Here is a 22,142-nt window from a genome sequence, read left to right as displayed (position 1 = left end):
CACTTGTCATGAGGTTAACATTTTCCTCACTGTAACACGACTCCGCTTGCTGCGGAATGGGCCACATTCTCAAAAACTGCTGGTAGGGTTTCATGGCATCCTCCACCAGGCGCCGGTGGCCTGCGGTTGGGCGATAGCGAGGGCTTCGCCGATCATCGGCGTCGCCAGGGTTTGGCCGCGGGCGGCGGCCAGGGCCGTGATCTTTTCGAACGGGTCGTCCCAGCTATGCATGGCCAGGTCGAAGGTGCCGTTGTGGATCGGCAGCATGACCTTGCCGCGCAGGTCGATGTGGGCCTGCATGGTTTCCTTCGGCTGCATGTGGATGTCCGGCCAGTTCGGGTCGTAGGCGCCGGTTTCCATCAGCGTCAGGTCGAAGGGGCCAAAGCGCTCGCCAATCTCGCGGAAGCCCTTGAAGTAGCCGGTATCGCCACTGAAAAACACTTTCAGGCTGCCGCTCTCGATCACCCACGAGGCCCACAGGGTCTTGTTGCTGTCCCACAGCGTGCGTCCGGAAAAATGCTGGGCCGGGGTGGCGGTGAGCTTCAGGCTGCCGGCCGTGGCCGACTGCCACCAGCCCAGTTGCTGCACCTTGGCCGCAGGAACACCCCAGGACACCAGGGTGTCGCCCACGCCCAACGGCGCCAGGAAGTATTCGGTCTTCGCTTCGAGTTCGCGGATGGCGGCGTAATCGAGGTGGTCGTAATGGTTGTGCGACAGGATTACGCCCTTGATCGGCGGCAGTTCGGCAATGCTGATCGGCGGCGCGTGGAAGCGGGCCGGACCAGCCCACTGCACCGGCGAGGCGCGCTTGGAAAACACCGGATCGGTCAGCCAGAACTCGCCGTTGAGCTTCAACAGGATGCTCGAATGCCCCAGGCGGAACAGGCTGTTGTCAGGCGCTGCCAGCAGCTGCTCGCTAGTGAGCGCTCGCACTGGCAAGGCTTGCGCCGGCACGGTATCGGCCGGTTTGTTGAAGGTGAAGTCCCACAGCACCTTGAGCATTTTCAGGAAACCCGGCTGCTGGCGCGGCGCGTCATTGCGGTATGCAGGGCGAGAATCAGCGGCGTTGAATGCAAGGCAAGTCATGATGAAGATCGCTCCAATCAGCAGGGTTCGTTTCATGTTCAGTTCAGAAAATTTACACTACACAGTGTAGTTTCTGTTTTGGGAAAAGTAAACTACCCGGTGTAAAATATTCTTTATGAACCAACCCGACAAACTCACCGACCGCAAGCGCGCCGCCATCATCACGGCCGCCATCGCCGAATTCCGTGCGCGCGGTTTCGAAGCCACCAGCATGGACCGCATCGCGGCCGAGGCCGGCGTTTCCAAACGCACCGTCTACAACCACTTCGCCAGCAAGGACGAGCTGTTCGAGCAGATCCTGCAGGAACTGTGGGATTGCAGTGCCGCCCTGAATGCCATCGGCTACCAGCAAGGCAAGCCGCTCAAGCCGCAATTGCTCGAACTGATGCGCCAGAAAATGGCCATGCTGCGCGACGACTACTTCCTCGACCTGGTGCGCGTGGCCATTGCGGAAGCCATCCACGCGCCGCAGCGCGCCGGCGACATGATGACCAAACTGGGCAAGAAGGAAGAAGGCGTGGCCAGCTTCCTGCGCGCGGCGCAGGAAGACAAGGTGCTGAAGGCGGGCGATCCGGCCTTCATGTCGCACATGCTGCAAGGCCAGTTGAAGTCGTTCGCCCTCTGGCCGCAAGTGGCGATGGGCAAGGCGCCGCTGACGCCGCAGGAACAGGAGGCGGTCATCACCGCCACCGTCGAAATGTTCCTGTCCTATTACGGCCTTAGTTGAAGCGTACCGCGTACACCGGCGGCAGCGTGGTGGAAATGGTTTGCCAGTGCTCGCCGCCGTTGGTCGACAGCCAGGCCCCGCCGGTGGTCGAGGCCATCAGCAAGGTCTTGCCATCGTCCGCCACCGCCAGCCCGTGGCGGTACACCAGGTCATAGCAATGTTCCTGCGGCAGCCCGCTGCGCAGGGTGCTGAAACTGGCGCCGCCGTCGGCAGTGCGGTTGACCGCCAGCGCCGCTTCCACCGGCACCCGCTGCTGGTCGGCCACGGCCGGCACGAACCAGGCGGTCCTGCCGTCGCGCGGATGCACCGCCACCGCAAAGCCGAAGCTCGACAGCGGCGCCGTAACTTCTTCCCAGCTCTCCGCGTTATTGCGCGACTGCCAGATGCCGTTATGGTGCTGGCACCACAGCACGTCCGGCTCGGCTGTACAGCGCACGATGCGATGCGGGTCCTGCACCGCCCCGGCATCCTGCATCTCGGGCGGCATGTAGCGCGCAGCCATGCCCTGGGTGCGCAGCTGCCAGCTCGCGCCGCCGTCGCGCGTCAGCCAGGCGCCGCCGCACGATACGCCGACCAGCACTGCATTGCTGTCGCGCGGGTCGACGCAAATGCTGTGGATGCCCGGCACGTCGTAGCCGCCGCCAAACCATTGCGCGCGCTCCGGCACTTGCCACAGCGCTTCCACCAGTTGCCAGCTTTCGCCGCGGTCGCCGGAACGGAACAGGCCGCCGGGCAAGGTGCCGGCCCACAGCACCCCGGGCTGGTCCGGGCCGCCTGCTTCGAGCGACCAGATCTGCTTCAGGGTCCAGTCGACCTTGTCGCTACTGTCCTGCGGCTTGGGCGGATAGGCCGGCACTGCGATTTCCTGCCACTGCGCGCTGCCGGCATCGCGCCGGTGAAGCTTGGCGCCGAAGTGCCCCAGGTTCAGGCAAGCATACGTGGCGCCATCGCGCGCGTCGTACAGCACCATCGATACCGGGTCGCCGAAGAAGGACTTGTCTTCCTCCAGCGCCCATGCGCCATTGCGGTAAGCCAGCTCGAACAAGCCCTTGCGGCTTGCAATAAAAGCGCGGTCTGCCATGTCATCCTCCCGATAGGGCTTGCAGCACGTGGATCCTGGAATCACTGCGCAGCGGCTCGTCGAGCTCACTGCGCTTGCCGTCGATGAACACCACGACGTTGGCACGCAGGCGGCCCTGTTCGTCCAGGACGTAGGCCCCCAGGCGCGGATTTGCGGCAAAGGCCCCGTCCAGCGCTGCGCGCAACGTGCCCGCCTGGGTTTCCAACGTCGGAACCGGCAGGAAGCGCGCCAACTGCTGGGTAAAGATGATCTGGGCCATGGGAAAGCTATTCTAGCGTGCTTTGGCCTACAATAAACTCGTGTGCATAACCGGAGCCACACATGGGCATCACCCCGCAGGAACTCGAGCAGTTGATGCACGAAGTGGAGCAGGAAGACCCGATCGATTTTGCCGACCTGCCGTTCGATGAGCAGGAATTGCGCGAACTGGTCGCCAACCATTTGTGCAAAATGGCCGACACCATGGAAAGCTTCAGCGAAGAAGACCGCCGCCTGACCTTGCTGGCGGTGGCGGCCAAGCTGGTGCTGGAGAACCTGGTGCTGCACGTACAGCTGCTCAGGCGCCACGGCCTGCCGCTCAATGACCAGGCTGCGGCCCTGCTGTCGCGCCTGCGCAAGGGCGACGGCGACGCCGGTTAGACGCGTTCTGCCGGCTGCAGCATATTGCGCGCTAGGCGCAGGCCGAACTTGCCGATGCCCTGATCCCACGGCGTGAAGCGCGGCAGCTGGTACCAGTCCGTTTCACCGCGGCTGGCGCCCCACGAGGTCGACACGGCAACCTCAAAGCCCATCTCGCGCACCATGGCGACATGCTCGGGCAGGTAGTCCTGGCCCGGCTTGCCGTTCGGGTAGGCGAACGCGCGCACCGGCGCATCGAGCGCCGCTTCCAGCGCCGCCCTGCCCTGCGCGATTTCCTGCCGCGCCTCCGCGGCCGGCAAGCGCGCCAGGATCGGGTGGTTGACCGTGTGGCCGCCGATGCCCATGCCGGCCGCATGCATCTTGCGCAACTGCGCGCCGCTCATCATCAGGTCGCGCGGCAGCTCTGCGCCGGAAAGGGCGGCCACCTTGCCGACCTGCTGCAGGCGCTGTTCCATCGGCAGGTATTTGAGCTGGCCGATCAGGGCGCCGATGGTGCTGCGGCGCGCCTCCCAGCTATCGATGGCGTGGCGTCCCAGGCCGAGCGCGCTGGCATCGAACACCTCGCCCGGCGCGCGCCGCACTGCTTCGATCACGGTATCGTTCCACATGCGGCCGCCATCCAGGAAGCCGGTGGCAATAAAGAAGCTCGCGTGCAAGCCATGCTTCTGCAGCAGGGGCAGCGCCACTTCGGCATTGTCGGCATACCCGTCGTCGAAGGTGATGCAGGCGCTGCGCGCGGGCAGCCTGCCCTCGGCAGCCAGCCGCACCGCATCCAGCAGCGGCAGCACATTGAAGCGCGACTTGAGCCAGCAAAGCTGGCGCTCGAACTGTTCGCGATGCACCTCGCCCGGGAACAGCGGGTCCTGCGCCGGCAGCACGCGGTGGTAAATCAGGATGGCCGGCGCACGCCTGCCGCCGCCGGACAGCAGCGACAAGGCGCCCCGTTCCAGTTGCCGCTTAAGCCACACTTTCCGCCTCCTTTTCAAGCGCGGCGGGCGCTTGCGCCGCCTGTTCTTTCAAGGTTTTCTGTACCAGCAGGCGGGTCGCCACCATGATCACCATGATGTAGTAAGGCACGTCGAAATAGGCCAGGCTGAGGAAGGCGCCGCCAACCATGAAGCCGATCAGGCTCACCTGCAGCATGCGCACCAGCCGGATGGTCCATTCCAGTTCAGGCAGCTCGCCGGCGTGCCTGATCACCCAGGTCCCGTTGCGCCAGACCACGAGATACAACAGCAGGAAGAGCGCCAGGCCAACATAGCCGTGTTCACCCAGCACCTGGAAATAGATGCTGTGGGCGGCGTGGATATCGTCCGGATTGGGCGCGTAGAGCTGGAAGATGAACTTGTTGTAGATCTGGTAGCCGCCGCCAAACAGCGGATGGTCGTTGGCCAGGTTGATGGCCATCTTCCAGGCATTGATGCGGCCCATCGCCGAGCTGTCCTGCTCGTAAGTGTTGATGGTATCGATCCGGCTGTGCCATTGTTCCGGCATGAACACCAGCGCCAGCGGCGCCAGCACCACCATCAATGCGCCCAGCTTCAACTTTTCCTGGCTCTTCAGCCAGAGGAAGCCGAGCATGGCTGCCAGCGCTACTGCCGCGCCGCGGGAATAGGAGCCCAGGGCGGCCAGCACGCACAATCCGGCTGCAGCCCACATGGCGCGTTTGCCCCATTTGCTGGTGATCAGGCCGCCCAGGAACAGCATCAGCGGCACCACCATGATCAGGGCCAGCGCGATCTCGTTATTGCCTTCGATGAAGGTGCCGGTCGGTCCCCACACGCGGTAGGCGCCGGCGCTGCGGATGGTAAACAGGCCGCCCTTCACGCCATAGAAGCCCAGCGAGACCACGATGGCCCACACCACCATTTCAATGTCCCTGCGGGTGCGCACCAGCATGGCCACGACCAGGGTCATGAGCATGATCTTCACGACCTTGTTCAGCAGCGGCAGCGGGTTTTCCGGGCCGATGGCAAACAGGGTCGTCAGGCACATCCAGCCCGTAAACGCCACCAGGAGCCAGGTCAGGGTGGTATTCGGAAACTTCACCTCTCTCGGCCTGGCCATCATTGCCAGCACCGTGGTCCCCGCGATGATGGCGGCGAACGGCATGCTTTGCGCCCAGCCCCAGCTCTGTGTGTGCGGGTTCATCACGCTGATCCAGATCCACAGCACGGCGCCATAAAAGGGGCGCTTGAAAACGAACGGCAGCGAGCCGAATACGATCAGGGTAATGATTATGTCGCGCATGGCGCCTCCCGGCTTACTTGGTCAAGGCGTTCCATGGGGTCTCCAGCTTGGTCACGCAATAGCGGTATTTGCCGCTCTTTTCCGGCAGGATTTCCGGCACCAGTTCCACGTCGATCTTCACCTGCTCGCCCATGCGCGCATGGAAGCCGGCTTCGACCGCCTGCCGCGCCTTGTCGTCGAACAGGCCGTCGTACACGATCTGCACGCGGGTCCAGTCCAGCGTTTCCTGGATCACCTTGAAGGCGCGCACCGCCGGCAGGTCGCGCATGATGTAGGCCAGCGCGGCGCTGTGAATCAGGGTGCCGTCCTGGTTGATCAGGAAGTCGGTGGTGCGGCCGTGGATTTCCTTGAGCACCGGCAAGGTGCGGCCGCAGCTGCATGGCTCGGTGTCCAGCGCGCCGACGTCGCCGGTGCGGTAGCGGATGAAGGGGAAATCGCCCGACTGCAAATGCGTCACCACGATCTCGCCCGATTCGCCGGGCGGCAGTTGCCGGCCTTCCGGGTCCAGCACTTCGATCACGATGTCTTCGCTGGTGATGTGCAGCTTGCCGGCCGGGCACTGGTGGGCGATGAAGCCGGAGTCGCGGCCGCCGTAGCCGTTGGCCACCGGGCAGCCGAACACGCGCTCGATCTGCTCGCGCTGCGAGGGGTACAGGCATTCGGAAGTGACGAAGGCAACGCGGATGCCCAGCTTGTCGAGCCGGATGCCCTTGTCCTCGGCATGCGAGGCAATGCGCGCCAGCACGGTCGGATAGCCGAACAGCATCTTCGGCTTGCGCTGGCGGATGCGTTCCACGTGGCCGTCCAGTCCCGCTTCGGTGGTGGCGAAAGCCGACATCAATTCGGTCCGCATCAGGGTGTCGCGCACCATGCGCACGCGGTCCTGCGCACTCAATTCGATGGGCGAGCCCCAGATCACGATCTCGCGGTCGCCGATATCGACATTCCACCAGCGCGTGGCGCGCCACTTGGCGGCCACGTCGTGGCTGACGCGGTGGCGCCCGACGAAGAAGGTCAGCGGCGCACCGGTGGAGCCGCCGGTGTTGTAGCGCACCAGGTTCCGGGCATCGTCGGCTTTCAGCGTTTCGATGTTTTCGCGGATCGTTGCCTTGTCCAGCAGCGGCAGGCGCACCAGGTCCGCCACGCCTTTGAAGTCGCGCGCGGCATCGAAGCCGATGCGGGCAAAGGCTGCGCGGTAATACGGCACCTGCTGCTGGGCGCGCAGCAGCAGGGCGCGCAAGCGTTCGATCTGCAATTCCTGCAGCCGGGCCGGCGGCCAGTACTGGGTCTGCTCCATATGGCGGCGCACGGCCACGCTGCTGTGCTTCTTGAGCTTTTCATGCAGCGGGAACAGCACGCCGGAAACCAGGGCGGTGTACATCATGGGCGGCGCCCTCCTTTGCTTGCCAGGGCCTGGCGGTAAACATCCAGCAGGCGCGGCTTGACGCTGGACCAGGCATATTGCGCCACGCTGGCGCGCCCGGCGCTGCGCAACGCCTCGGCCAGCGCCGGTTGTTCGGCCAGGCGCAGCACGGCTTGCGCCATGGCGGCAGGATTGGCCGGCGGCACCAGCAGCGCGGTCTTGCCGTCTTCCACCACGTAGGGCACGCCGCCGACGTTGGTGCTGACCACCAGGGCGCCGCTGGCCAGGGCTTCCAGCACGGAATTGGGCATGTTGTCGACCAGGCTGGGATTCAGCATGATGTCGGCATTGCGGTACAGGCCCGGCATGTCGGCGGTATCGACGCGGCCGGTAAAGCGGACAGCGTGCGCCACGCCCAGTCCCTGGGCCAGTTGTTCAAGTTCGCCGCGCAGCGGGCCGGAACCGGCCACCGTGAGCGTGGCCTCGGGATGTGTTTGCCGGATGACGGCGAAAGCGCGCAGCGCGCTGGCGTTGTCGTAGATGTCTTCCAGGTTGCGCGCCACCAGCAGGCGCAAGGCGCCGCGCGCGCGCGGCGCCGCGTCGGCGGCAAAGCGCTCCAGGTTGACGATATTGGGCACCACCACGGAATCGATGCCGTGCTGGCCGAAGACGTGCGCCAGGAAGCCCGACGGCACGGCCAGGGCGGCGCAGCGGCGCAGGCTGGGGCGCATCCAGGCCGCAGCCTGCTTGAGGAAGTTGGCAGCCTCGCCGCCGCGGTAATTGACCACCACCGGCGTGCCGCGCAGGTGCGCGATCCAGATCGCCGGCGCGGCAAACAGGTGCCAGGACCAGCCGGAATTGGCCATCACATGGAACACCTGCACGCGCCCGGCGGCGCGCCACAGGCTTGCCACATACGGCAGCATGCGGAACAGGGCGCGCACGCCGCGCACCTTGCCGGCCCAGGCCGGGCGGTACGGCGCGTTGGTCTGGACGAAGTCGACCGCGATGCCGGCCTCGCGCAGCAAGCCGGCCAGCTGCAAGGCTTGGTTGGCCATGCCGCCGGAAGGCGGCGGCAGCGGCCCGACCAGGGCAATGCGTTGCACTTCCGGCGCCTCCTCGGCGCGCGGCACGGCGGCGAATGCTTGCTGCGGCGCGTTCATGCCAGTGCTTTCTCCGTGATGCTGCCGTACACGTTGCGGTAGCGCGCCACGCTGGCGGTCCAGTTGCGTTCTTCCTCCACAAAGCGGCGCCCCGACTGGCGGAACTCCTGCCATGTCTGCGGCGCTTCCAGCAACGCCAGCACCTGCTGCGACAACGATGCGGCGTCGCCGGCGGTAAACAGCACGCCGGTGCGGCCGTCGTCGATCAGTTCCTTGTGGCCGCCCACGTCCGAGGCCACCAGCAGGCGGCCCTGCGCCATGGCTTCCAGCGGCTTGAGCGGCGTCACCAGGTCGGTCAGGCGCATCTTGTGGCGCGGGTAGCACAGCACGTCCACCAGGTTGTAGTAGCGCTGCACTTCGCTGTGCGGCACGCGGCCGGTGAAGACCACCTTGTCGCCGATGCCGAGCGCCTGGGCCTGTGCGCGCAGCGCGGCGTCCTGCGGCCCGCCGCCGACCAGCAGCACGCGGATCTCCTGGCGCTGCGCCAGCATGGCCGGCAGGGCGTTGAGCAGGATGTCCAGTCCCTCGTAGGCATAGAAGGACCCGATGAAGCCCAGCACGGTCTTGCCTTCCAGGCCCAGTTGCCGCGCCAGCGCTTCGTCGCGCGCGCCGCCGACCGAGAAGTCGCCGATATCGACGGCGTTCGGGATCACTTCGATTTTCTTGGCCGGGATGCCGCGCCCGATGATCTCGCTGCGCAAGCCTTCGCAAATCGTGGTGGCGGCATCGACGCGTTGCAGGGCCCAGGTTTCCATGGCGCGCGTCAGGCGGTAGCGCAAGCCCCACTCCTTGCTGGTGCCGTGGTCGACCGCGGCGTCTTCCCAGAAGGCGCGGATCTCGTACACGACAGGAATGCCGAGCTTGCGGCCCACGCGCAGCGCGGCCACCGCATTCAGCGCCGGCGAATGCGCGTGCAGCACGTCGGGCTTCACTTCCTGCGCCACTTCCAGCAGGCGTGCCGCCAGGGCGTTGATCACCGCCACCTGGTTCAGCACCGGCAGTTGCGCCAGCGGCCCGCTGGCCGGCGGCGTGCGGTAGAACTCCAGGCCGTCGACCGTCTCGCGCGGCGCGCCGCTTGCGCCCTGTTTCGGGCTGGTGATATGGAAGGTCTGCCAGCCGCGCGCGCGCTGGGCCTGCAAAATGGAACGCGTGCGGAAGGTATAGCCGCTGTGCAGCGGGATCGAATGGTCCAGCACGTGCAGGATACGGATACTCATGCCTGCATCTCTTTTTTCAGGAAGGCTTCAAACATCAGCAGGGACCAGATCGGGGCGCTGTAGTCGCGCCGGCCGGACAGGTGCTGCTCCACCAGTTCGCGCAGGAAGTCCTGGTTGAACATGCCGGTATCGGCCAGGGCCGGCCCCAGCAACGCCTGCTGCACGCGCGCGCGCAGCGGGCCGCGGAACCAGGCCGCCAGCGGCACCGCGAAGCCCTGCTTGCGGCGGTACAGGATATCGTGCGGCAGGTACTTCTCCATCGATTTCTTGAAGATGTACTTGCCTTCGCTGCCCTTCAGCTTCATCTCCGGCGGCAGGCCGGAAATCCACTCGACCAGCTTGTGGTCCAGCAGCGGCACCCGCACTTCCAGCGCATGCGCCATCGAGGCGCGGTCGACCTTGGTCAGGATGTCGCCCGGCAGGTAGGTCTTCATGTCCAGGTACTGGATCATCGACAGCGGATCGTCGGTCGGCGACCTGGCCGCGTGGCCGCGCATCACGTCGATCGCGCCATAGCCCTGCAGGCCGGCGCGGAATTTCGCCGAAAAGAGGCGTGCGCGCATGGCGTCGGACATGATCGACACGCCGTGGAAATAGCCCTCCACCAGGTCGCGAGACAGCGCTTCAAAGGTGGTCTTGGCGCGCAGCACGCGCGGCGCCCAGTCGGCCTTCGGGTAGACCCGGCCCAGGGTGCCGAACACCGGCTTGCGCAGCGCTTCGGGAATGCGCCCGCGCACGCTCTGCTCCGCCATCGCATAGCGGTAGCGGCGGTAGCCGGCCAGGTTCTCGTCGCCGCCGTCGCCCGACAGCGCCACGGTGACGCGCTTGCGCGCCAGCTGGCAGACGCGGTAGGTCGGGATCGCCGAACTGTCGGCATACGGTTCGTCGTACAGGTGGGCCAGGGTGTCGAGCAGGCCGTAGTCGTCGGTGTCGACGGTTTCCACGAAGTGGTCGGTCTTGTACAGCCCGGCCACCTGCCGCGCGTATTCCGATTCGTCGAAAGCCTTGTCCTTGAAGGCGATCGAGCAGGTGTGCACGGCGCCTTCATCCAAACCGGCCATCATGGCCACCACGGCGGAGGAATCGACGCCGCCGGACAGGAAGGCGCCCAGCGGCACTTCCGCCACCAGGCGGATCTTCACCGCCTCGCGCAGGCGCTCCACCAGTTCGCCCTGGGCATCGCTCTCGGTCATCTTTTCGTGCAGCTTGAACGGCACGTCCCAGAACTGCTCCGGCGCCGCCAGCGGCGCGCCGACTTTCTGGGTCAGGCGGAAGCCCGGCGACAGCTTGAGCGCGCCCTTGTAGATGGTCTTCGGCTCCGGCACGTAGCCGTAGGCGAAATAGTCTTCCACCGCTTGCGGGTCGATCTCGCGCGGCAGCGATGGATGCATGCGCAGCGCCTTCAGTTCGGAGCTGAAGGCGAACCAGCCGTCCGGCGTCATGGCGTAATACAGCGGCTTGACGCCCAGTCGGTCGCGCGCCAGGAACATCACCTGCTTGTTGCGGTCCCACAGGCCGATGGCGAACATGCCGCGGAAATGGTGCACGCAATCCTCGCCCCACTCTTCCCAGGCGTGCACGATCACTTCGGTGTCGCTCCTGGTCTTGAAGGTGTGGCCGAGCGCTTTCAGCTGCGCGGTCAGTTCGCGGTAGTTGTAGATCTCGCCGTTGTAGCAGACCATCACGCTGCCGTCTTCGTTGCCAAGCGGCTGCTGGCCGAGCGCAATGTCGATCACCGACAGGCGGCGGTGGCCAAAGCCCACGCCCGGCTCGATATACACGTCGCCCTCGTCGGGCCCGCGATGATGCTGGGTGTCGTTCATGCGGCGCAGCAGCGCCTCGTCCACCGCGCGCCCGCCGCGCGCATCCATGATCCCTGTTATTCCGCACATGATGGTACTGGCTTTCTTATCTTGAGCTTGCGTTCGCACAAACTGTCGTACATGTCCTGGTAGCCGGCCACCATGGCCGGCATGCTGTACTTGCGCAGCACCCGCTCGCGGCCGGCCTGGCCGTGGCGGCGCGCCAGCGCCGGCGCTTCCACATAGTGCTTCAGCGCGGCCGCCATGGCGGCCGCGTTCGACGGCGGCACCAGCTGGCCGGTGATGCCGTTTTCGATCACTTCCGGTATGCCGCCCACGCGCGTGCCCACCACCGGCAGGCCGCTGGCCATGGCTTCCAGGGCCGAGCCGGGCGTGCCCTCGGCGATCGAAGACATGGCGAAGACGTCGAAGCTGCGCAGGATGTCGGGCACGTCGTTGCGCGCACCCGGCAGCCACACGGCGCCGGCAATGCCGGCTGCGGCCGCCTTGTCGCGCAATTTCTGCAGCAGCGGGCCGTCGCCGACAATCGCCAGCCGCAGGCGTTCGCTCTGCTGCGGCAGCAATTGGCGCAGCAGCAGGAAGGCATCCATCAGGGTGGCGTGATCCTTCACGTCCTGCACGCGGCCGACCGCGCCGATGACGATTTCGCCATCGTTGAAGAAGGGACGCGCCTCGCTGTCGCCGCGCACGCGGAAGCGCTCGGTGTCGATGCCGTTGGCCAGCAGGCGGCTCTTGGCAGGAGGCACGCCGATCACGTCGCGGTTCCACTGTTCCATGGCGGCCGAATTGGCATAGCACACGTCGTAGAACGGCAGCATCAGGCGGCGCAGGAAATTGTGCTTGCGGTTGCTGCCGTCCGGGTCGGTGTGGTCGCGGCCATGGGCGCCGTTGACGCGCACCGGCACCCCGGCCAGCAGCGCCGCCGGCGCATATTCGATGGCCGAGAAGTTATAGGTGTGCAGCACGGCCGGCTGCAGCGCGCGCAACAGGCGCCACAGCACGCCGTGCGTGGCCGGCGACAGGCCGGGCTGCTTGCCCAGGGTATGCACGGCGACGCCGGGCTTGCTGATGCGCTTGACGAAGTCCGGGTTGACCCGCGTCAGGCACACGATGGCGTGGCGGTAACGCTCGGCAGGCATGCGGTTGATGCGCTCGACCATGAGGTTTTCCATGCCGCCAAAATCCAGGGCATACGTCAGGTGGACGATGAGTGGGATGTCGTTCATGGCAGGGAATCAGGGACGCCGGGTGCCGGCCAGGGCCCGGTCCAATGGCTCGAGGTTGCTATCCAGGAAGGCGCGCATGGCGGCACGCGCCGCAGCCGGGTCTTCATCATAGGGTGCAAACACCATCACGGCTGCGCCATCGCCGTTGCCGGCCAGGAGCTTGCCCTTGATCTGCAGCAGCTTGCCGACGTAATGGCTGCTGGTCATGCTGCCGTTGACCCAGTACCACTGCCACACGAGCAGGCGCCGTCCCTCAAAGCCCAGCATGGCTTCGCGCACGGCCATATGGCGGCCGCCGAAATTCTCGTCGCGCAGGCCCGAACTGTTTTCGTGGAACGCGCCCTTCTGCTGGCCGATGCGGTTGGTCGAGCTGACCAGCTTGGCGCTGCCCGGGGCATCGCGGTAGAACAGCACGGTCAGGCCGACCGGCGGCTTGCCGGGATAGAACTGGCGCAGCGTGCTGCTGGCCGGGGCATAGTCGGGCTGCCAGGTGGTGAAGGCCGGTCCGGCCGGCGCCGGCGAGGCCAGCGCGAGACTGGCTGGCGCTGCGGCCACGGTGGCCTGGTCGGCGCGCGCAGCCAGCGCCGGCCACACCACCAGCACGGCCAGCACGGCCGCCACGCCGCCGGCCAGCGGGCGCAAGGGCAAGGCCAGCGGCGGCCGGGCCGCGGCCGGGCCGCTGCGCGCCGCCTGGGCGTCTTCGCGCCAGAAGCTGCCGACCCAGAACAGCAGCAGCATGACGATGCCAAAGAACAGCCAGCCGTAGATCAGGTGGTCGACGCCGACCGCCAGCGTCATGCCGCTCAGGTGGCCCATCATCACGATCATGTAGGCGCGCACCCCGTTGGCCGCGATCGGTACCAGGATCGATGCCACGATGAAGGCGGCGCGGCGCCAGGCGGTGCGGTAGCTCAGATAGGCAAACAGGCAGCCCAGGGTGATCGACGAGATCAGGTAGCGCAGGCCGCTGCAGGCATCGACCACCGACCAGTTGCCGCTGGGGATGGCGAAGTTGTTCCCTTCGCGCAGGACTGGTATGCCGGTCAGGCGCAGCGCCTGGACGGTGAAGTTGGCGGTCAGGTCGATCAGCGGCGGCACCAGGCTTTCGCCGACCGGCACCGCGAACAGGATGAAGGCCAACGGGAACAGCAAGGCGCCGGCAATGCGCTTGCCCAGCACGGCCAGCACGGTCAGCGGCAGCATGGCGGCCAGCGCGTACTGGCGCACGATGCCCACTTCAGCCAGGTCGGCCAACAGCCAGGCCGCGCCGCAGCCGGCCAGCAGGAGCAAGGCCGGCCAGCACGGCTGCAGCGGCAACTGCTGCAGCGCCGCGCGCTCGCGCCACACCAGCCACAGGCTGATGGGCAGGATCAGGTAACCGTGCGCAAAGGTCTCGGAGCGCTCCCAGATCTGGGCGATGCTGAAGGCGGTTTCATGGAACACCAGCAGCGGCAGCAGCATGACCAGCGCCACCAGCAGCGCGTTGCGGGCGTGCGCTACGGGTCCGGTCGCCGCGCCGGGCGCCGTGGCAGGTCCGGTGGAAGGTAGGGTATTCATGCCGGTGTCCAAAGGGCTGGGGCTGCGCCAGCTTGCCGCGCAGCCGGGGTTTCGATCATGCGGTCCAGGGGCGCCAGCCGGGCATCCCAGCTGTAGTCCGCCACGACGCGCGCGCGCGCCGCAGCGCCAAGTGCGTCAAGCCCGCTTGCCGGGCCGGCCAGGGCAGCCGTTGCGGCGGCAATCCAGCGCGCGGCATCGTCAGCCAGCAGCAGTTCGCGCCCCACTTCCGCATCGATGCCTTCCAGCGCCTGCGGCGTCACCAGCACCGCTTTCGCCATCGCCATCGCTTCCAGCACCTTGTTCTGGATGCCGCGCGCGATGCGCAGCGGCGCTACCGACAGCGCGGCATGCGCCACATAGGCCCGCACGTCAGGGACGGTCCCCGTCACGGTAACGCCGGGCCGCGCCGCCAGCGCCTGCACCTCGGCCGACGGGCGGGCGCCGACGATCACGAAGCGCGCCGCAGGATCGCGCTCGCGCAGGGCCGGCAGCACCTCGTCCGCGAACCATTGCACGGCATCGATATTCGGCCAGTAATCCATGGCGCCGCAGAACACCAGCGCCTTTTCGCCGGGCGCGTAGGGATTGGCGTAGCTTCCCGGCGCGAAGAATGCCGTGTCGACGCCGTTGCTGAAGGAGCCGATGCGCGCAGCGCTTTCCGGCGCCAGGCGGCGGAACAGTTCGGCCTCCGGCGCGGAAACGAAGAGCGCGGCGTCGAAGCTGGCCGCAACCTGGCGCTCATAGCGCAGCAGGCGGCTGGCCTCGTAGCTGAAGACCGCACTGGCCGGCCACGGCTTGCGCTCGGCGTACTGGCGCCATTTGTCGGAATCGACGTCGACGAAGTCGATCACCCGGCGCGCTTGCGGCCAGGCCTCGGCGTACTGCGCCATCGGCGAGGAAAACACCACGATGCGGCCGATGCCATGCCGGCGCATGGTGTCGTCGACCCAGCGCTGCATGCCGGCATGGCGGTAATAGTCGTAGGACAGGGCGCGGTTGCGCAGCACGGCACCCAGGCTGCGCAAGCGCGCCGCGCGCGGCGCCAGCGGCAGGAAATGCGACGAGGCGCAGGTCTCCTGCAGCACGGGCACGTGCTGCCAGTCGTCCGGATCGTCGACAAAGGTGGCCAGGTGCACGCGGTAGCGTTGCGCCAGGTGCTTGAGCAAATGCCAGGAGCGGATCTTGTCGCCCTTGTTGGGCGGATAGGGCATGCGATGCACCAGCAGCAGCAGGTCTTCCACGATTTACCCCAGGTTCTTGACGATGAAAGGGCCGAGCGCATTGGCCAGCGGCAGCGGCATTGCCTTCCACAGCTTGATGAAAAGCTGGTATTTCGGGTTCAGCGGGTTCACGTCCGGCAGCGCGTCGGCCGCGAACAGCTGGTATTCATAAGGCAGCGGCTGGGCCGTGAAGCCCCAGTTCTTCTTGAAGTCGAAGGCGCCGGTGCCCTTCTTGCTGCGGCCGAAGTCGAACATGCGGTAGCCTTTGGCGGCCGCAGCCTGCATCAGGTTCCAGTACATGAAGTCATTGCCGGCCACCTCGCGCGCAAGGTCCATGCCGCCGCCGTAGTAGGGCAGCACTTCGTCGCGGAAGAAGAAGCTCAGCACGCCGGCCACCAGCTTGCCGTCCTGCGTGATGACGCGCACCTCGCAATCGTCCTTGAAGGTTTCCTTGAGCAGGGCGAAATACTTCTTCGGAAAGACCGGCGTGCCCAGGCGGTGCACGCTGTGGGCGTAGGCGGTGAACATGCGGTCGACGTTGTCGTCCACCTCGCCCTGCAGATTGAGCTTGATGCCCTTGCGCACCATCGCGCGCTGCTTGCGCGGGATGGCGTTCATGTTTTCTTCGTCGTTGCCGCTGATCGCCTTGCGGAAGGTGTAGTACAGGTCCTTGCCCTGCCATTTCGGGTCGCCTGGGTGGGCCGCCGCGTAGTTGCGGTATTCCAGGTGGCCCACGCCGAGCGAGGCGGCCAGTTCTTCGGCAGCCTGGTCCAGCAGCTTGCGCGCGGTGTCGGTGCTGGCTGCCACGCCGCCGTAGACGCAGAAGGGAAGCGAGGCGAGGTAGTGCCCGAACATGCGGCTTTTCATGCGCGCCAGCGGCAGCACGCCGGTGATCACGCCGCCCTCTTCCACGTAGAAGAACCAGGTCGGGTGGCCGTAGCATTGCTCGATGATGGTTTGCCAGCCGCTGCGGTGGAAGAAGGTCGCTTCCGGGCAAGCCTGGACGAAGGCGTCCCAGCGGGCGCGTTCGTCGGGGCTGCTGCCCAGCAACTGCACCAACACCGGTAAACCTGGGTCAGACCCGAGGGTCTGACCCTGATCCGCAGCAGCTGCCTGGCAAGTGTCAGGCTCTTGTGCCTGACACTGGTTTACCGGTTTGCCGGCGGCCACTGCCAGCGCCGTCGCCGCTTCCGCTTCCGCCTTGGCGCGTGCCGCGCGGCGCTCCGCCGCCGCTTCGATAATCGACGTCATTGCTGCCCCAGGAAAATGCGGTCCATGCGATCCCACGCGAAGTCGCGCGTCAGGGCCCTGATGCGCGACTCCATGCGGTGCAGGTTGACGTAATGGCGGAAGCGCGTCTTCAGCCCCAGCCCTTCAGGGCGCGGCTGGCCCGGATCGAGCTCCCACGGGTGGCAGTAGAAGATGGCCGGCTGGCCGTCTTGCCTGTTCACGCGCCGCATCATGCCGCGCGACAGCGCATAGGGCAGCAGCCGGAAATAGCCGCCGCCGCCGGCCGGCAGGTTGCGCTGGCCGATGCGCACGGTGGTGATCGGCACTTCCAGCAAGCCTTGCGCGCCGTTCGGGTGGAAGGCAAAGCGCGGCGCATCGGGCATGCCGTAATGGTCGTGCGCAATCGGGTAGATCGAGGAGCTGTAGCGGTAGCCCGCTTCCTGCAGCACGTCCAGCGCCCACAGGTTGCCCGGCCCGATCGAAAAGCTGGGCGCGCGGTAGCCGATCACCTGCTGGCCGCCGATGTCTTCCAGGATCTTCTTGCTGCGCGAGACATCGTCCATGAACTGCCCGCGCGACTGGTCGGAAGCGCGCAGGTGGCCGTAGCCGTGGCTGGCCAGTTCATGGCCGCCGGCGACGATGCGGCGCACCATGTCCGGATAGCGTTCGGCGATCCAGCCCAGGGTGAAGAAGGTGCCCTTGGCCCGGCCGTCGTCCAGGACGGCCAGCACGCGGTCGATGTTCGCCTCGACCCGGCACTCGCGCTGCGGCCAGCTTTCGCGGCTGATGTGCGGCGCGAACGCCGACACCTGGAAGTAGTCTTCCACGTCGATGGTCATGGCATTGCGAACGGCCGCGCCCATGTTCAGCCCCGCGCCTTCAGCCAGTCCAGCACGATGGCGGCAATGCGCTCGGCGGCGCGGCCGTCCCAGAAGTGCGGGATGCGGCCGGCCTTGCCGGCGCCGGCCAGCTGCGCCTCATAGGCAGCCCAGACATGCGCCGGGTCGTTGCCGGCAATGGTGTTGGTGCCTTCGTCGACGGTGATCGGGCGCTCGGTGTTGTGGCGCAGCGTGATGCATGGCGTGCCGAGCGCGGTGGTCTCTTCCTGGATGCCGCCGGAATCGGTCAGCACCACGCGCGCATCGCGCATCAGGCCCAGCATCTCGAGGTAGCCCATGGGCGGCAGCAGCAGCACTTCCGGGCGGTCCAGCAGGTGGCTCAGGCCGAATTTCTCGATGGTGGCGCGGGTGCGCGGGTGCACCGGGAAGATCACCGGCGTGCGTTCCGAAATCCTGGCGGCGGTTTCCAGCAAGCCTTGCAGCACGGCCTTGTCGTCCACGTTCGACGGCCGGTGCAGGGTCAGCACGGCGTATTCGCCCTTGCCGGCCCGGAAGTCCGGGCGCCCGGCGCCGGCCGCGATCTGCGGCGCCGGAATGGCGCGCGCCAGGTTGGCGCGCAGGGTATCGATCATCACGTTGCCGACGAAGTGCACGCGCCCGCCTGCGATGCCTTCCCTGGCCAGGTTGCCGGCGCCGCTCTCCTCGGTGGTGAACAGCAGGTCCGATAGCTGGTCGGTCAGCACGCGGTTGATTTCTTCCGGCATGGCGCGGTCGAAGCTGCGCAGGCCTGCTTCGACGTGGATCACCGGCACGCCCTTCTTGGCCGCCACCAGCGCGCAGGCGATGGTGGAATTGACGTCGCCCACCACCAGCACGGCAGCCGGCTGCACCTCATCCATGGCCGGCTCGAAGCGCTTCATCACTTCGGCGGTCTGCTGGGCGTGGCTGCCGGAGCCGACTTCCAGGTTGATGTCCGGGCTCGGGATGCCCAGCGCATCGAAATACTGCTGGTTCATGGCCACGTCGTAGTGCTGGCCGGTGTGCACCAGCAGCGCCTCGACCTGCGGCTTGAGCTGCGCGAAGGCGGCCATGATGGGCGCCATCTTCATGAAGTTCGGCCGCGCGCCGACGACGCATAGGATTCGGAAGGCACTCATTCGTTGCTGTCCTGTTGGATGTTGTAAGAGGACGGCGAACGCACGATCTTCTTCAGGATCGACAGCACCGACGTCAGCGATTTTTCGACGCGCATCATGCGCTCGTCCAGCACGGCCGGGTACTGGTTGCCGAAGCTGAGGCCGCCAGCGCCGGCGGCATGCATGGCCGCGCCATCGGCGCCGTCGGCAGCCGCTTCGGGCGGCGGCGGCTGGAATTCCTGCGCGATATCGCGGATCACCGTGTCGACGTCGGCATCGGTGAATTCCTGCATCTCTTCCAGGAAGCCCATCAGCAGCAGGCGGTCCATCAGGTGGTTGGTCTTGCGCGGGATGCCGCCGGTATATTCGAACACGGCAGCATAGGCAGCTGGCGTCAGGTGCGGGTTGCCGCGCCAGCCGACAGTGCGCATGCGGTGCTCGATATAGGCATTGCTTTCGCAGCTGTCCATCGGCCCCAGGTGGTAGGTCGCAATCACGCGCTGGCGCAACTGCGACATGCCGGGACTGTGCAGGGTGGCGCGGAATTCCGGCTGGCCCAGCAGGAAAGTCTGCAGCAGCGATTTCTCGTCGGTCTGGAAATTGGACAGCATGCGCAATTCTTCCACCACTTTCGGCGTCAGGTTCTGCGCTTCGTCAACCACCAGCAGCGCGCGCTTGCCATCCTGCTCACACTGGCGCAGGAAAACTTCCAGGCGGGCCAGCAGGGTGGTCTTGCTGGCCGCATCCTCGCACGGTAGGCCGAAGCCGCCCACCACGCCGCGCAGCACGTCGTCGGAACTGAGGTGGGTGTTGACCAGGTGGCAAGTCACGATCTTGTCCGACGCGATCTGGTTGAACAGGTTGCGCACCAGGGTGGTCTTGCCGGCCCCGACTTCGCCGGTGATGACGATGAAGCCCTCGCCCTGCGACAGGCCGTACTCCAGGTAAGCCATGGCCCGCTTGTGGCCCTTGCTGCCGAAGAAGAAATGCGGGTCGGGCCGCAGGCGGAAGGGCTTGTCGCTCAGCCCGTAATAGCTCTCATACATGGGAAGACCTTGATGCTTAGAATCTCGTTGTCAGTGTCGCGGACAGGGCATTTTCCGTGTACTTCTGGCCGCCCAGCCCGGTGGAACCGCGCACGTGGCGCAATTCCACGATGCCGGTGGTGCGCGTGCTGTAAGTGCGCGACAGGTTGAAGCGCAGGTCGCGATGGGTGCTGCTGCGCGCATCGCTCAACGATTTGACGTTCGAGGCATTGGCCAGCAGGGTCGCCACCGTCTGCGCTCCAGGGCGATAGCTGATGCTGGCCATGCCGCCCACCTGTTCGGTGTTGTCGTTCAGGGTGGACAGCGTGTTGCCCAGCAGGACGCTGTCGACCTGCTGGCTCGACAGCATCTGGCGCTTGGTCTTGAACATGCTGAAGGTGGTGGTGGTGCGCGCCAGCTGCCATGCCAGGCCGGCGTTCAGCTGCTTGTTGAGCGAATAGCGGTTGCTCAGGAAGTTGACGCTGGTGGCCAGCGCCGGCGGCAGGCCTGCCGCCTGGATATACGCCTGCACGGCGGCCGCGCGCAGCAGCGCGTCGGGAATCTGGGCGCGGAACAGGTTGTCCAGCATGGCTGCCGTGTCGATCGCCTGCGGCAGCACGAACTGGCTGCGCGTCGAACTGACCGAATCGCTGTAGCCGATATTCCACACGGTGCCGCGGCTGCGGTGCTGCAGCGCCAGGCTGTAGCTGGGTCCGTAGAAGCGGTGGCCGGCCGTCGCCTGCACCGAAGTGCGCGCGGACGGCGTCCACTGCAGCGAGCCGCCATAGGCAGCGCCGGACTGGGCCCCGCCCACGCTGCTGAAATCGTAGCTGTCATAGCCGCCGTACACGCCGAGGTTGAGCTGCGGGGTGGCGACATAGCGCAAGTTCACATTAGCGGCCTTGGAACTGGTGGTCTGCTGCCGCTCGGCGCCGCCGCCGATGCTGGGCAGCTGCTCGTCGATCACCGAGCGCGACGCCGTGGCATCCCACAGGAAGCGGCGGAAGGTCGCGCCGCTGGCCAGCTGGGCGCTGATGGTATTGCCGTCGCTGCGGCGCATGCCGGCGTTGTCGGTGCTGACCGAGTCGTGGGTGTAGCGCAGCTGGCCGTTGGCAAAGGCGCCGAAGCGGTGCACCAGGTAAGGGCTGATGCGGTAGGTGCGCACCTCGGTGCGGTTGCTGCGCACGTAGTCGTTGCCGGCTTGCAGCGGGCCGAAAGCCGACGTGGCTTGCTGGTGGATGCCGGCCTGGGCATCGAGGTACAGGAAGTCCTCGACCAGGCGCGACTTGAGCTGGCTGTTCAGGTCCTGGTTGTGGCGCTGGGCGCCGTTGCGGCGCGCGCCGGCGTATTCATACAGGCTCAGCGCATAGTCAAGGCTGAAATCGAAGCGCTGCGAGTGGTTCAGCAACTGGAAGCCGGGCGTGAGCTGCAGCACCATGCCGCTGTCGGCGCGGTCATCGGCTTGCAGCCCGACATTATCGGAATACGTGGCGCGCGCGGCAGCGGTGGGCGTGAAATCCCATGCGGCCTGCGCCGGAAACGCTGCGCACAAGCCCGCTGCCAGCGGCAGCAGGGCCAGGCGGCCGCGCTTAGCCATAGTGATAGTCATAGGTTTCGGTACCCGGGAATTCACGCGACTTGTTGTAGATCAGGTTGACGTTGCTCAAGCCCTCGAGCTGGCGCAGCGACTCCTTGACCGCGTGCTGGGTGGTGCGTTCCGACTCCACCACCATCACGATCTGGCCCATGTTCGACGCCAGCACATGTGATTCGGAAGTCAGCAGCAGCGGCGGCGAATCGAAGATCACGATACGGTCCGGGTAGCGGTTCGCGATCTCGTTCACCAGGTTTTTCATCATGTGCGAAGCCAGCAGCTCGGTCGCGCGCGGCGAGCTGGTGCCGGCCGGCAGGATCGACAGGGTGTTGACATTGGTGCGCAGCATGACATCGGCCATGTCGACATTGTCGTCCAGCAGGATATCCATCAGGCCGCGCTGGGCCGGCAGGCCGAGCGTGCGCAGCACCGAAGGACGCGCCACGTCGGCGTCGACCAGCAGCACGGTGTGGTCCAGTTCCATGGCAATGCTCATGGCCAGGTTGATGGCGCAGAAAGTCTTGCCTTCGCCGGGCAGCGAGCTGGTGATCATGATCAGGTTGCCCGGGTTGTCGCCCGGCTTGCGCGCGCCGAAGGCACGCTTGATCAGCGGGCGCTTGATGATGCGGAAGTCTTCCACCAGCGCGGTGCGGCCGCCGGCAGCAGTCACCAGGCCGGATTCGTGCATGCGCATCAGGTCCAGCTCCACAGTATGGGTGGTGCGGCGGCTGGCGTCGCCGTGCGGCTGCAGGGTAGCCAGGGTCGGCATCAGCGGCGCTGCCGCCGGGGCCGGCGCGGCCGGGGCAGCAGCCGGAACAGTAGCGGCCGGGGCCGCGTGCACTGCTTCAGCTACCGGAGCCGCGGCCGGTGCTGGGGAAACGGTGGTCTCGGCAGCGGCGTCGGCAGGACGCGCTTGCCCGAGGCGATTGGCGGCTTTTTCAATAATGCTCACTTGTGGACTCCCTG

Annotated in this window: 20 protein-coding genes; 2 read left to right on the top strand and 18 right to left on the bottom strand. The window is 66.4% G+C overall.

The genetic code is table 11. The annotated features are described in order from the left end of the window. Positions 1–90: 90 nt before the first annotated feature. Complete coding sequence (locus tag ACN9MU_RS03040; RefSeq protein ID WP_426344864.1) at positions 91–1,086, bottom strand: MBL fold metallo-hydrolase; 996 nt, start codon at positions 1,084–1,086, stop codon at positions 91–93. 115 nt (positions 1,087–1,201) lie between these two features. Here ACN9MU_RS03040 and ACN9MU_RS03035 point away from each other — a divergent pair, with 115 nt between their 5' ends. After that, positions 1,202–1,813, top strand: a complete 612-nt coding sequence (locus ACN9MU_RS03035; RefSeq protein WP_426320413.1) for a TetR/AcrR family transcriptional regulator — start codon at positions 1,202–1,204, stop codon at positions 1,811–1,813. Here ACN9MU_RS03035 and ACN9MU_RS03030 read toward each other — a convergent pair. Beyond that, on the bottom strand, positions 1,806–2,894 hold the full coding sequence (locus tag ACN9MU_RS03030; protein ID WP_426167347.1) for a WD40/YVTN/BNR-like repeat-containing protein: 1,089 nt from the start codon (positions 2,892–2,894) through the stop codon (positions 1,806–1,808). The two genes, ACN9MU_RS03035 and ACN9MU_RS03030, sit on opposite strands and share 8 nt — an antisense overlap. A 1-nt stretch (position 2,895) precedes the next feature. After that, entirely contained in the window at positions 2,896–3,153 is a 258-nt protein-coding gene (locus tag ACN9MU_RS03025; protein ID WP_426344136.1) for a MoaD/ThiS family protein, read from the bottom strand. A gap of 62 nt (positions 3,154–3,215) precedes the next feature. On the opposite strand from ACN9MU_RS03025, the gene ACN9MU_RS03020 reads away from it, so the two are divergent. Then, complete coding sequence (locus tag ACN9MU_RS03020; protein ID WP_426344135.1) at positions 3,216–3,533, top strand: hypothetical protein; 318 nt, start codon at positions 3,216–3,218, stop codon at positions 3,531–3,533. Here the strand turns inward: ACN9MU_RS03020 and ACN9MU_RS03015 are convergent. From ACN9MU_RS03015 to ACN9MU_RS02945, 15 genes are read right to left on the bottom strand one after another with little or no spacing between them, the layout of a single operon-like run. After that, entirely contained in the window at positions 3,530–4,501 is a 972-nt protein-coding gene (locus ACN9MU_RS03015) for a polysaccharide deacetylase family protein (RefSeq protein WP_426344134.1), read from the bottom strand. The genes ACN9MU_RS03020 and ACN9MU_RS03015 overlap by 4 nt on opposite strands. Continuing rightward, the gene (locus tag ACN9MU_RS03010) at positions 4,491–5,783 is read right to left on the bottom strand and encodes a putative O-glycosylation ligase, exosortase A system-associated (RefSeq protein WP_426320408.1); all 1,293 of its coding nucleotides are present in this window, start codon (positions 5,781–5,783) and stop codon (positions 4,491–4,493) included. The genes ACN9MU_RS03015 and ACN9MU_RS03010 overlap by 11 nt, the downstream gene beginning before the upstream one ends. Positions 5,784–5,796: 13 nt before the next feature. After that, a complete protein-coding gene (locus ACN9MU_RS03005) occupies positions 5,797–7,167 on the bottom strand; it encodes a phenylacetate--CoA ligase family protein (RefSeq protein ID WP_426344133.1) in 1,371 nt (456 codons plus the stop codon). Beyond that, on the bottom strand, positions 7,164–8,309 hold the full coding sequence (locus ACN9MU_RS03000; RefSeq protein ID WP_426320404.1) for a glycosyltransferase family 4 protein: 1,146 nt from the start codon (positions 8,307–8,309) through the stop codon (positions 7,164–7,166). The genes ACN9MU_RS03005 and ACN9MU_RS03000 overlap by 4 nt, the downstream gene beginning before the upstream one ends. After that, entirely contained in the window at positions 8,306–9,520 is a 1,215-nt protein-coding gene (locus tag ACN9MU_RS02995; protein ID WP_426344863.1) for a TIGR04063 family PEP-CTERM/XrtA system glycosyltransferase, read from the bottom strand. Before ACN9MU_RS02995 ends, ACN9MU_RS03000 begins: the two co-directional genes overlap by 4 nt. 2 nt (positions 9,521–9,522) lie before the next feature. Further along, positions 9,523–11,418, bottom strand: coding sequence for an XrtA/PEP-CTERM system amidotransferase (locus tag ACN9MU_RS02990; protein ID WP_426320402.1), 1,896 nt, complete (start codon positions 11,416–11,418; stop codon positions 9,523–9,525). Beyond that, positions 11,406–12,575, bottom strand: coding sequence for a TIGR03088 family PEP-CTERM/XrtA system glycosyltransferase (locus tag ACN9MU_RS02985; protein ID WP_426167331.1), 1,170 nt, complete (start codon positions 12,573–12,575; stop codon positions 11,406–11,408). The genes ACN9MU_RS02990 and ACN9MU_RS02985 overlap by 13 nt, the downstream gene beginning before the upstream one ends. 9 nt (positions 12,576–12,584) lie before the next feature. Further along, positions 12,585–14,132 (bottom strand): exosortase A, encoded by a 1,548-nt coding sequence (gene xrtA / locus ACN9MU_RS02980; protein ID WP_426344132.1) that lies wholly within the window; start codon positions 14,130–14,132, stop codon positions 12,585–12,587. Beyond that, positions 14,129–15,373: a TIGR03087 family PEP-CTERM/XrtA system glycosyltransferase gene (locus tag ACN9MU_RS02975; protein WP_426320398.1), complete on the bottom strand. Its 1,245-nt coding sequence runs from the start codon at positions 15,371–15,373 to the stop codon at positions 14,129–14,131. Before ACN9MU_RS02975 ends, xrtA begins: the two co-directional genes overlap by 4 nt. Positions 15,374–15,376: 3 nt before the next feature. Beyond that, positions 15,377–16,603: a FemAB family XrtA/PEP-CTERM system-associated protein gene (locus tag ACN9MU_RS02970; protein ID WP_426167325.1), complete on the bottom strand. Its 1,227-nt coding sequence runs from the start codon at positions 16,601–16,603 to the stop codon at positions 15,377–15,379. Continuing rightward, positions 16,600–17,445 (bottom strand): XrtA system polysaccharide deacetylase, encoded by an 846-nt coding sequence (locus ACN9MU_RS02965; RefSeq protein ID WP_426167323.1) that lies wholly within the window; start codon positions 17,443–17,445, stop codon positions 16,600–16,602. Before ACN9MU_RS02965 ends, ACN9MU_RS02970 begins: the two co-directional genes overlap by 4 nt. A 2-nt stretch (positions 17,446–17,447) precedes the next feature. Continuing rightward, positions 17,448–18,578, bottom strand: coding sequence for a non-hydrolyzing UDP-N-acetylglucosamine 2-epimerase (gene wecB, locus ACN9MU_RS02960; RefSeq protein ID WP_426167321.1), 1,131 nt, complete (start codon positions 18,576–18,578; stop codon positions 17,448–17,450). After that, positions 18,575–19,603, bottom strand: coding sequence for an XrtA/PEP-CTERM system-associated ATPase (locus ACN9MU_RS02955; RefSeq protein WP_426344131.1), 1,029 nt, complete (start codon positions 19,601–19,603; stop codon positions 18,575–18,577). The genes wecB and ACN9MU_RS02955 overlap by 4 nt, the downstream gene beginning before the upstream one ends. A gap of 16 nt (positions 19,604–19,619) precedes the next feature. Continuing rightward, positions 19,620–21,191: a TIGR03016 family PEP-CTERM system-associated outer membrane protein gene (locus tag ACN9MU_RS02950; protein WP_426344130.1), complete on the bottom strand. Its 1,572-nt coding sequence runs from the start codon at positions 21,189–21,191 to the stop codon at positions 19,620–19,622. Beyond that, a complete protein-coding gene (locus ACN9MU_RS02945) occupies positions 21,172–22,128 on the bottom strand; it encodes an XrtA-associated tyrosine autokinase (RefSeq protein WP_426344129.1) in 957 nt (318 codons plus the stop codon). Before ACN9MU_RS02945 ends, ACN9MU_RS02950 begins: the two co-directional genes overlap by 20 nt. Positions 22,129–22,142: the final 14 nt, after the last annotated feature.

Source organism: Pseudoduganella sp. R-32 (assembly GCF_049913245.1).
Taxonomy (GTDB): domain Bacteria; phylum Pseudomonadota; class Gammaproteobacteria; order Burkholderiales; family Burkholderiaceae_D; genus Rugamonas.
Note: the sequence above shows the minus strand (reverse complement) of the source record. Positions and strands in the feature narration are given on the sequence as shown.

What these genes read in the sequence shown, in the direction of transcription:
- wecB (WP_426167321.1), bottom strand. Translation starts at nt 18,578, where the DNA reads ATGAGTGCCTTCCGAATCCTATGCGTCGTCGGCGCGCGGCCGAACTTC.
- ACN9MU_RS02965 (WP_426167323.1), bottom strand. Translation starts at nt 17,445, where the DNA reads ATGGGCGCGGCCGTTCGCAATGCCATGACCATCGACGTGGAAGACTAC.
- ACN9MU_RS03020 (WP_426344135.1), top strand. Translation starts at nt 3,216, where the DNA reads ATGGGCATCACCCCGCAGGAACTCGAGCAGTTGATGCACGAAGTGGAG.
- ACN9MU_RS03000 (WP_426320404.1), bottom strand. Translation starts at nt 8,309, where the DNA reads ATGAACGCGCCGCAGCAAGCATTCGCCGCCGTGCCGCGCGCCGAGGAG.
- ACN9MU_RS03005 (WP_426344133.1), bottom strand. Translation starts at nt 7,167, where the DNA reads ATGATGTACACCGCCCTGGTTTCCGGCGTGCTGTTCCCGCTGCATGAA.
- ACN9MU_RS02955 (WP_426344131.1), bottom strand. Translation starts at nt 19,603, where the DNA reads ATGTATGAGAGCTATTACGGGCTGAGCGACAAGCCCTTCCGCCTGCGG.
- ACN9MU_RS03035 (WP_426320413.1), top strand. Translation starts at nt 1,202, where the DNA reads ATGAACCAACCCGACAAACTCACCGACCGCAAGCGCGCCGCCATCATC.
- ACN9MU_RS02970 (WP_426167325.1), bottom strand. Translation starts at nt 16,603, where the DNA reads ATGACGTCGATTATCGAAGCGGCGGCGGAGCGCCGCGCGGCACGCGCC.
- ACN9MU_RS02990 (WP_426320402.1), bottom strand. Translation starts at nt 11,418, where the DNA reads ATGTGCGGAATAACAGGGATCATGGATGCGCGCGGCGGGCGCGCGGTG.
- ACN9MU_RS03030 (WP_426167347.1), bottom strand. Translation starts at nt 2,894, where the DNA reads ATGGCAGACCGCGCTTTTATTGCAAGCCGCAAGGGCTTGTTCGAGCTG.
- ACN9MU_RS03025 (WP_426344136.1), bottom strand. Translation starts at nt 3,153, where the DNA reads ATGGCCCAGATCATCTTTACCCAGCAGTTGGCGCGCTTCCTGCCGGTT.
- ACN9MU_RS02950 (WP_426344130.1), bottom strand. Translation starts at nt 21,191, where the DNA reads ATGACTATCACTATGGCTAAGCGCGGCCGCCTGGCCCTGCTGCCGCTG.
- ACN9MU_RS03040 (WP_426344864.1), bottom strand. Translation starts at nt 1,086, where the DNA reads ATGACTTGCCTTGCATTCAACGCCGCTGATTCTCGCCCTGCATACCGC.
- xrtA (WP_426344132.1), bottom strand. Translation starts at nt 14,132, where the DNA reads ATGAATACCCTACCTTCCACCGGACCTGCCACGGCGCCCGGCGCGGCG.
- ACN9MU_RS02985 (WP_426167331.1), bottom strand. Translation starts at nt 12,575, where the DNA reads ATGAACGACATCCCACTCATCGTCCACCTGACGTATGCCCTGGATTTT.
- ACN9MU_RS03010 (WP_426320408.1), bottom strand. Translation starts at nt 5,783, where the DNA reads ATGCGCGACATAATCATTACCCTGATCGTATTCGGCTCGCTGCCGTTC.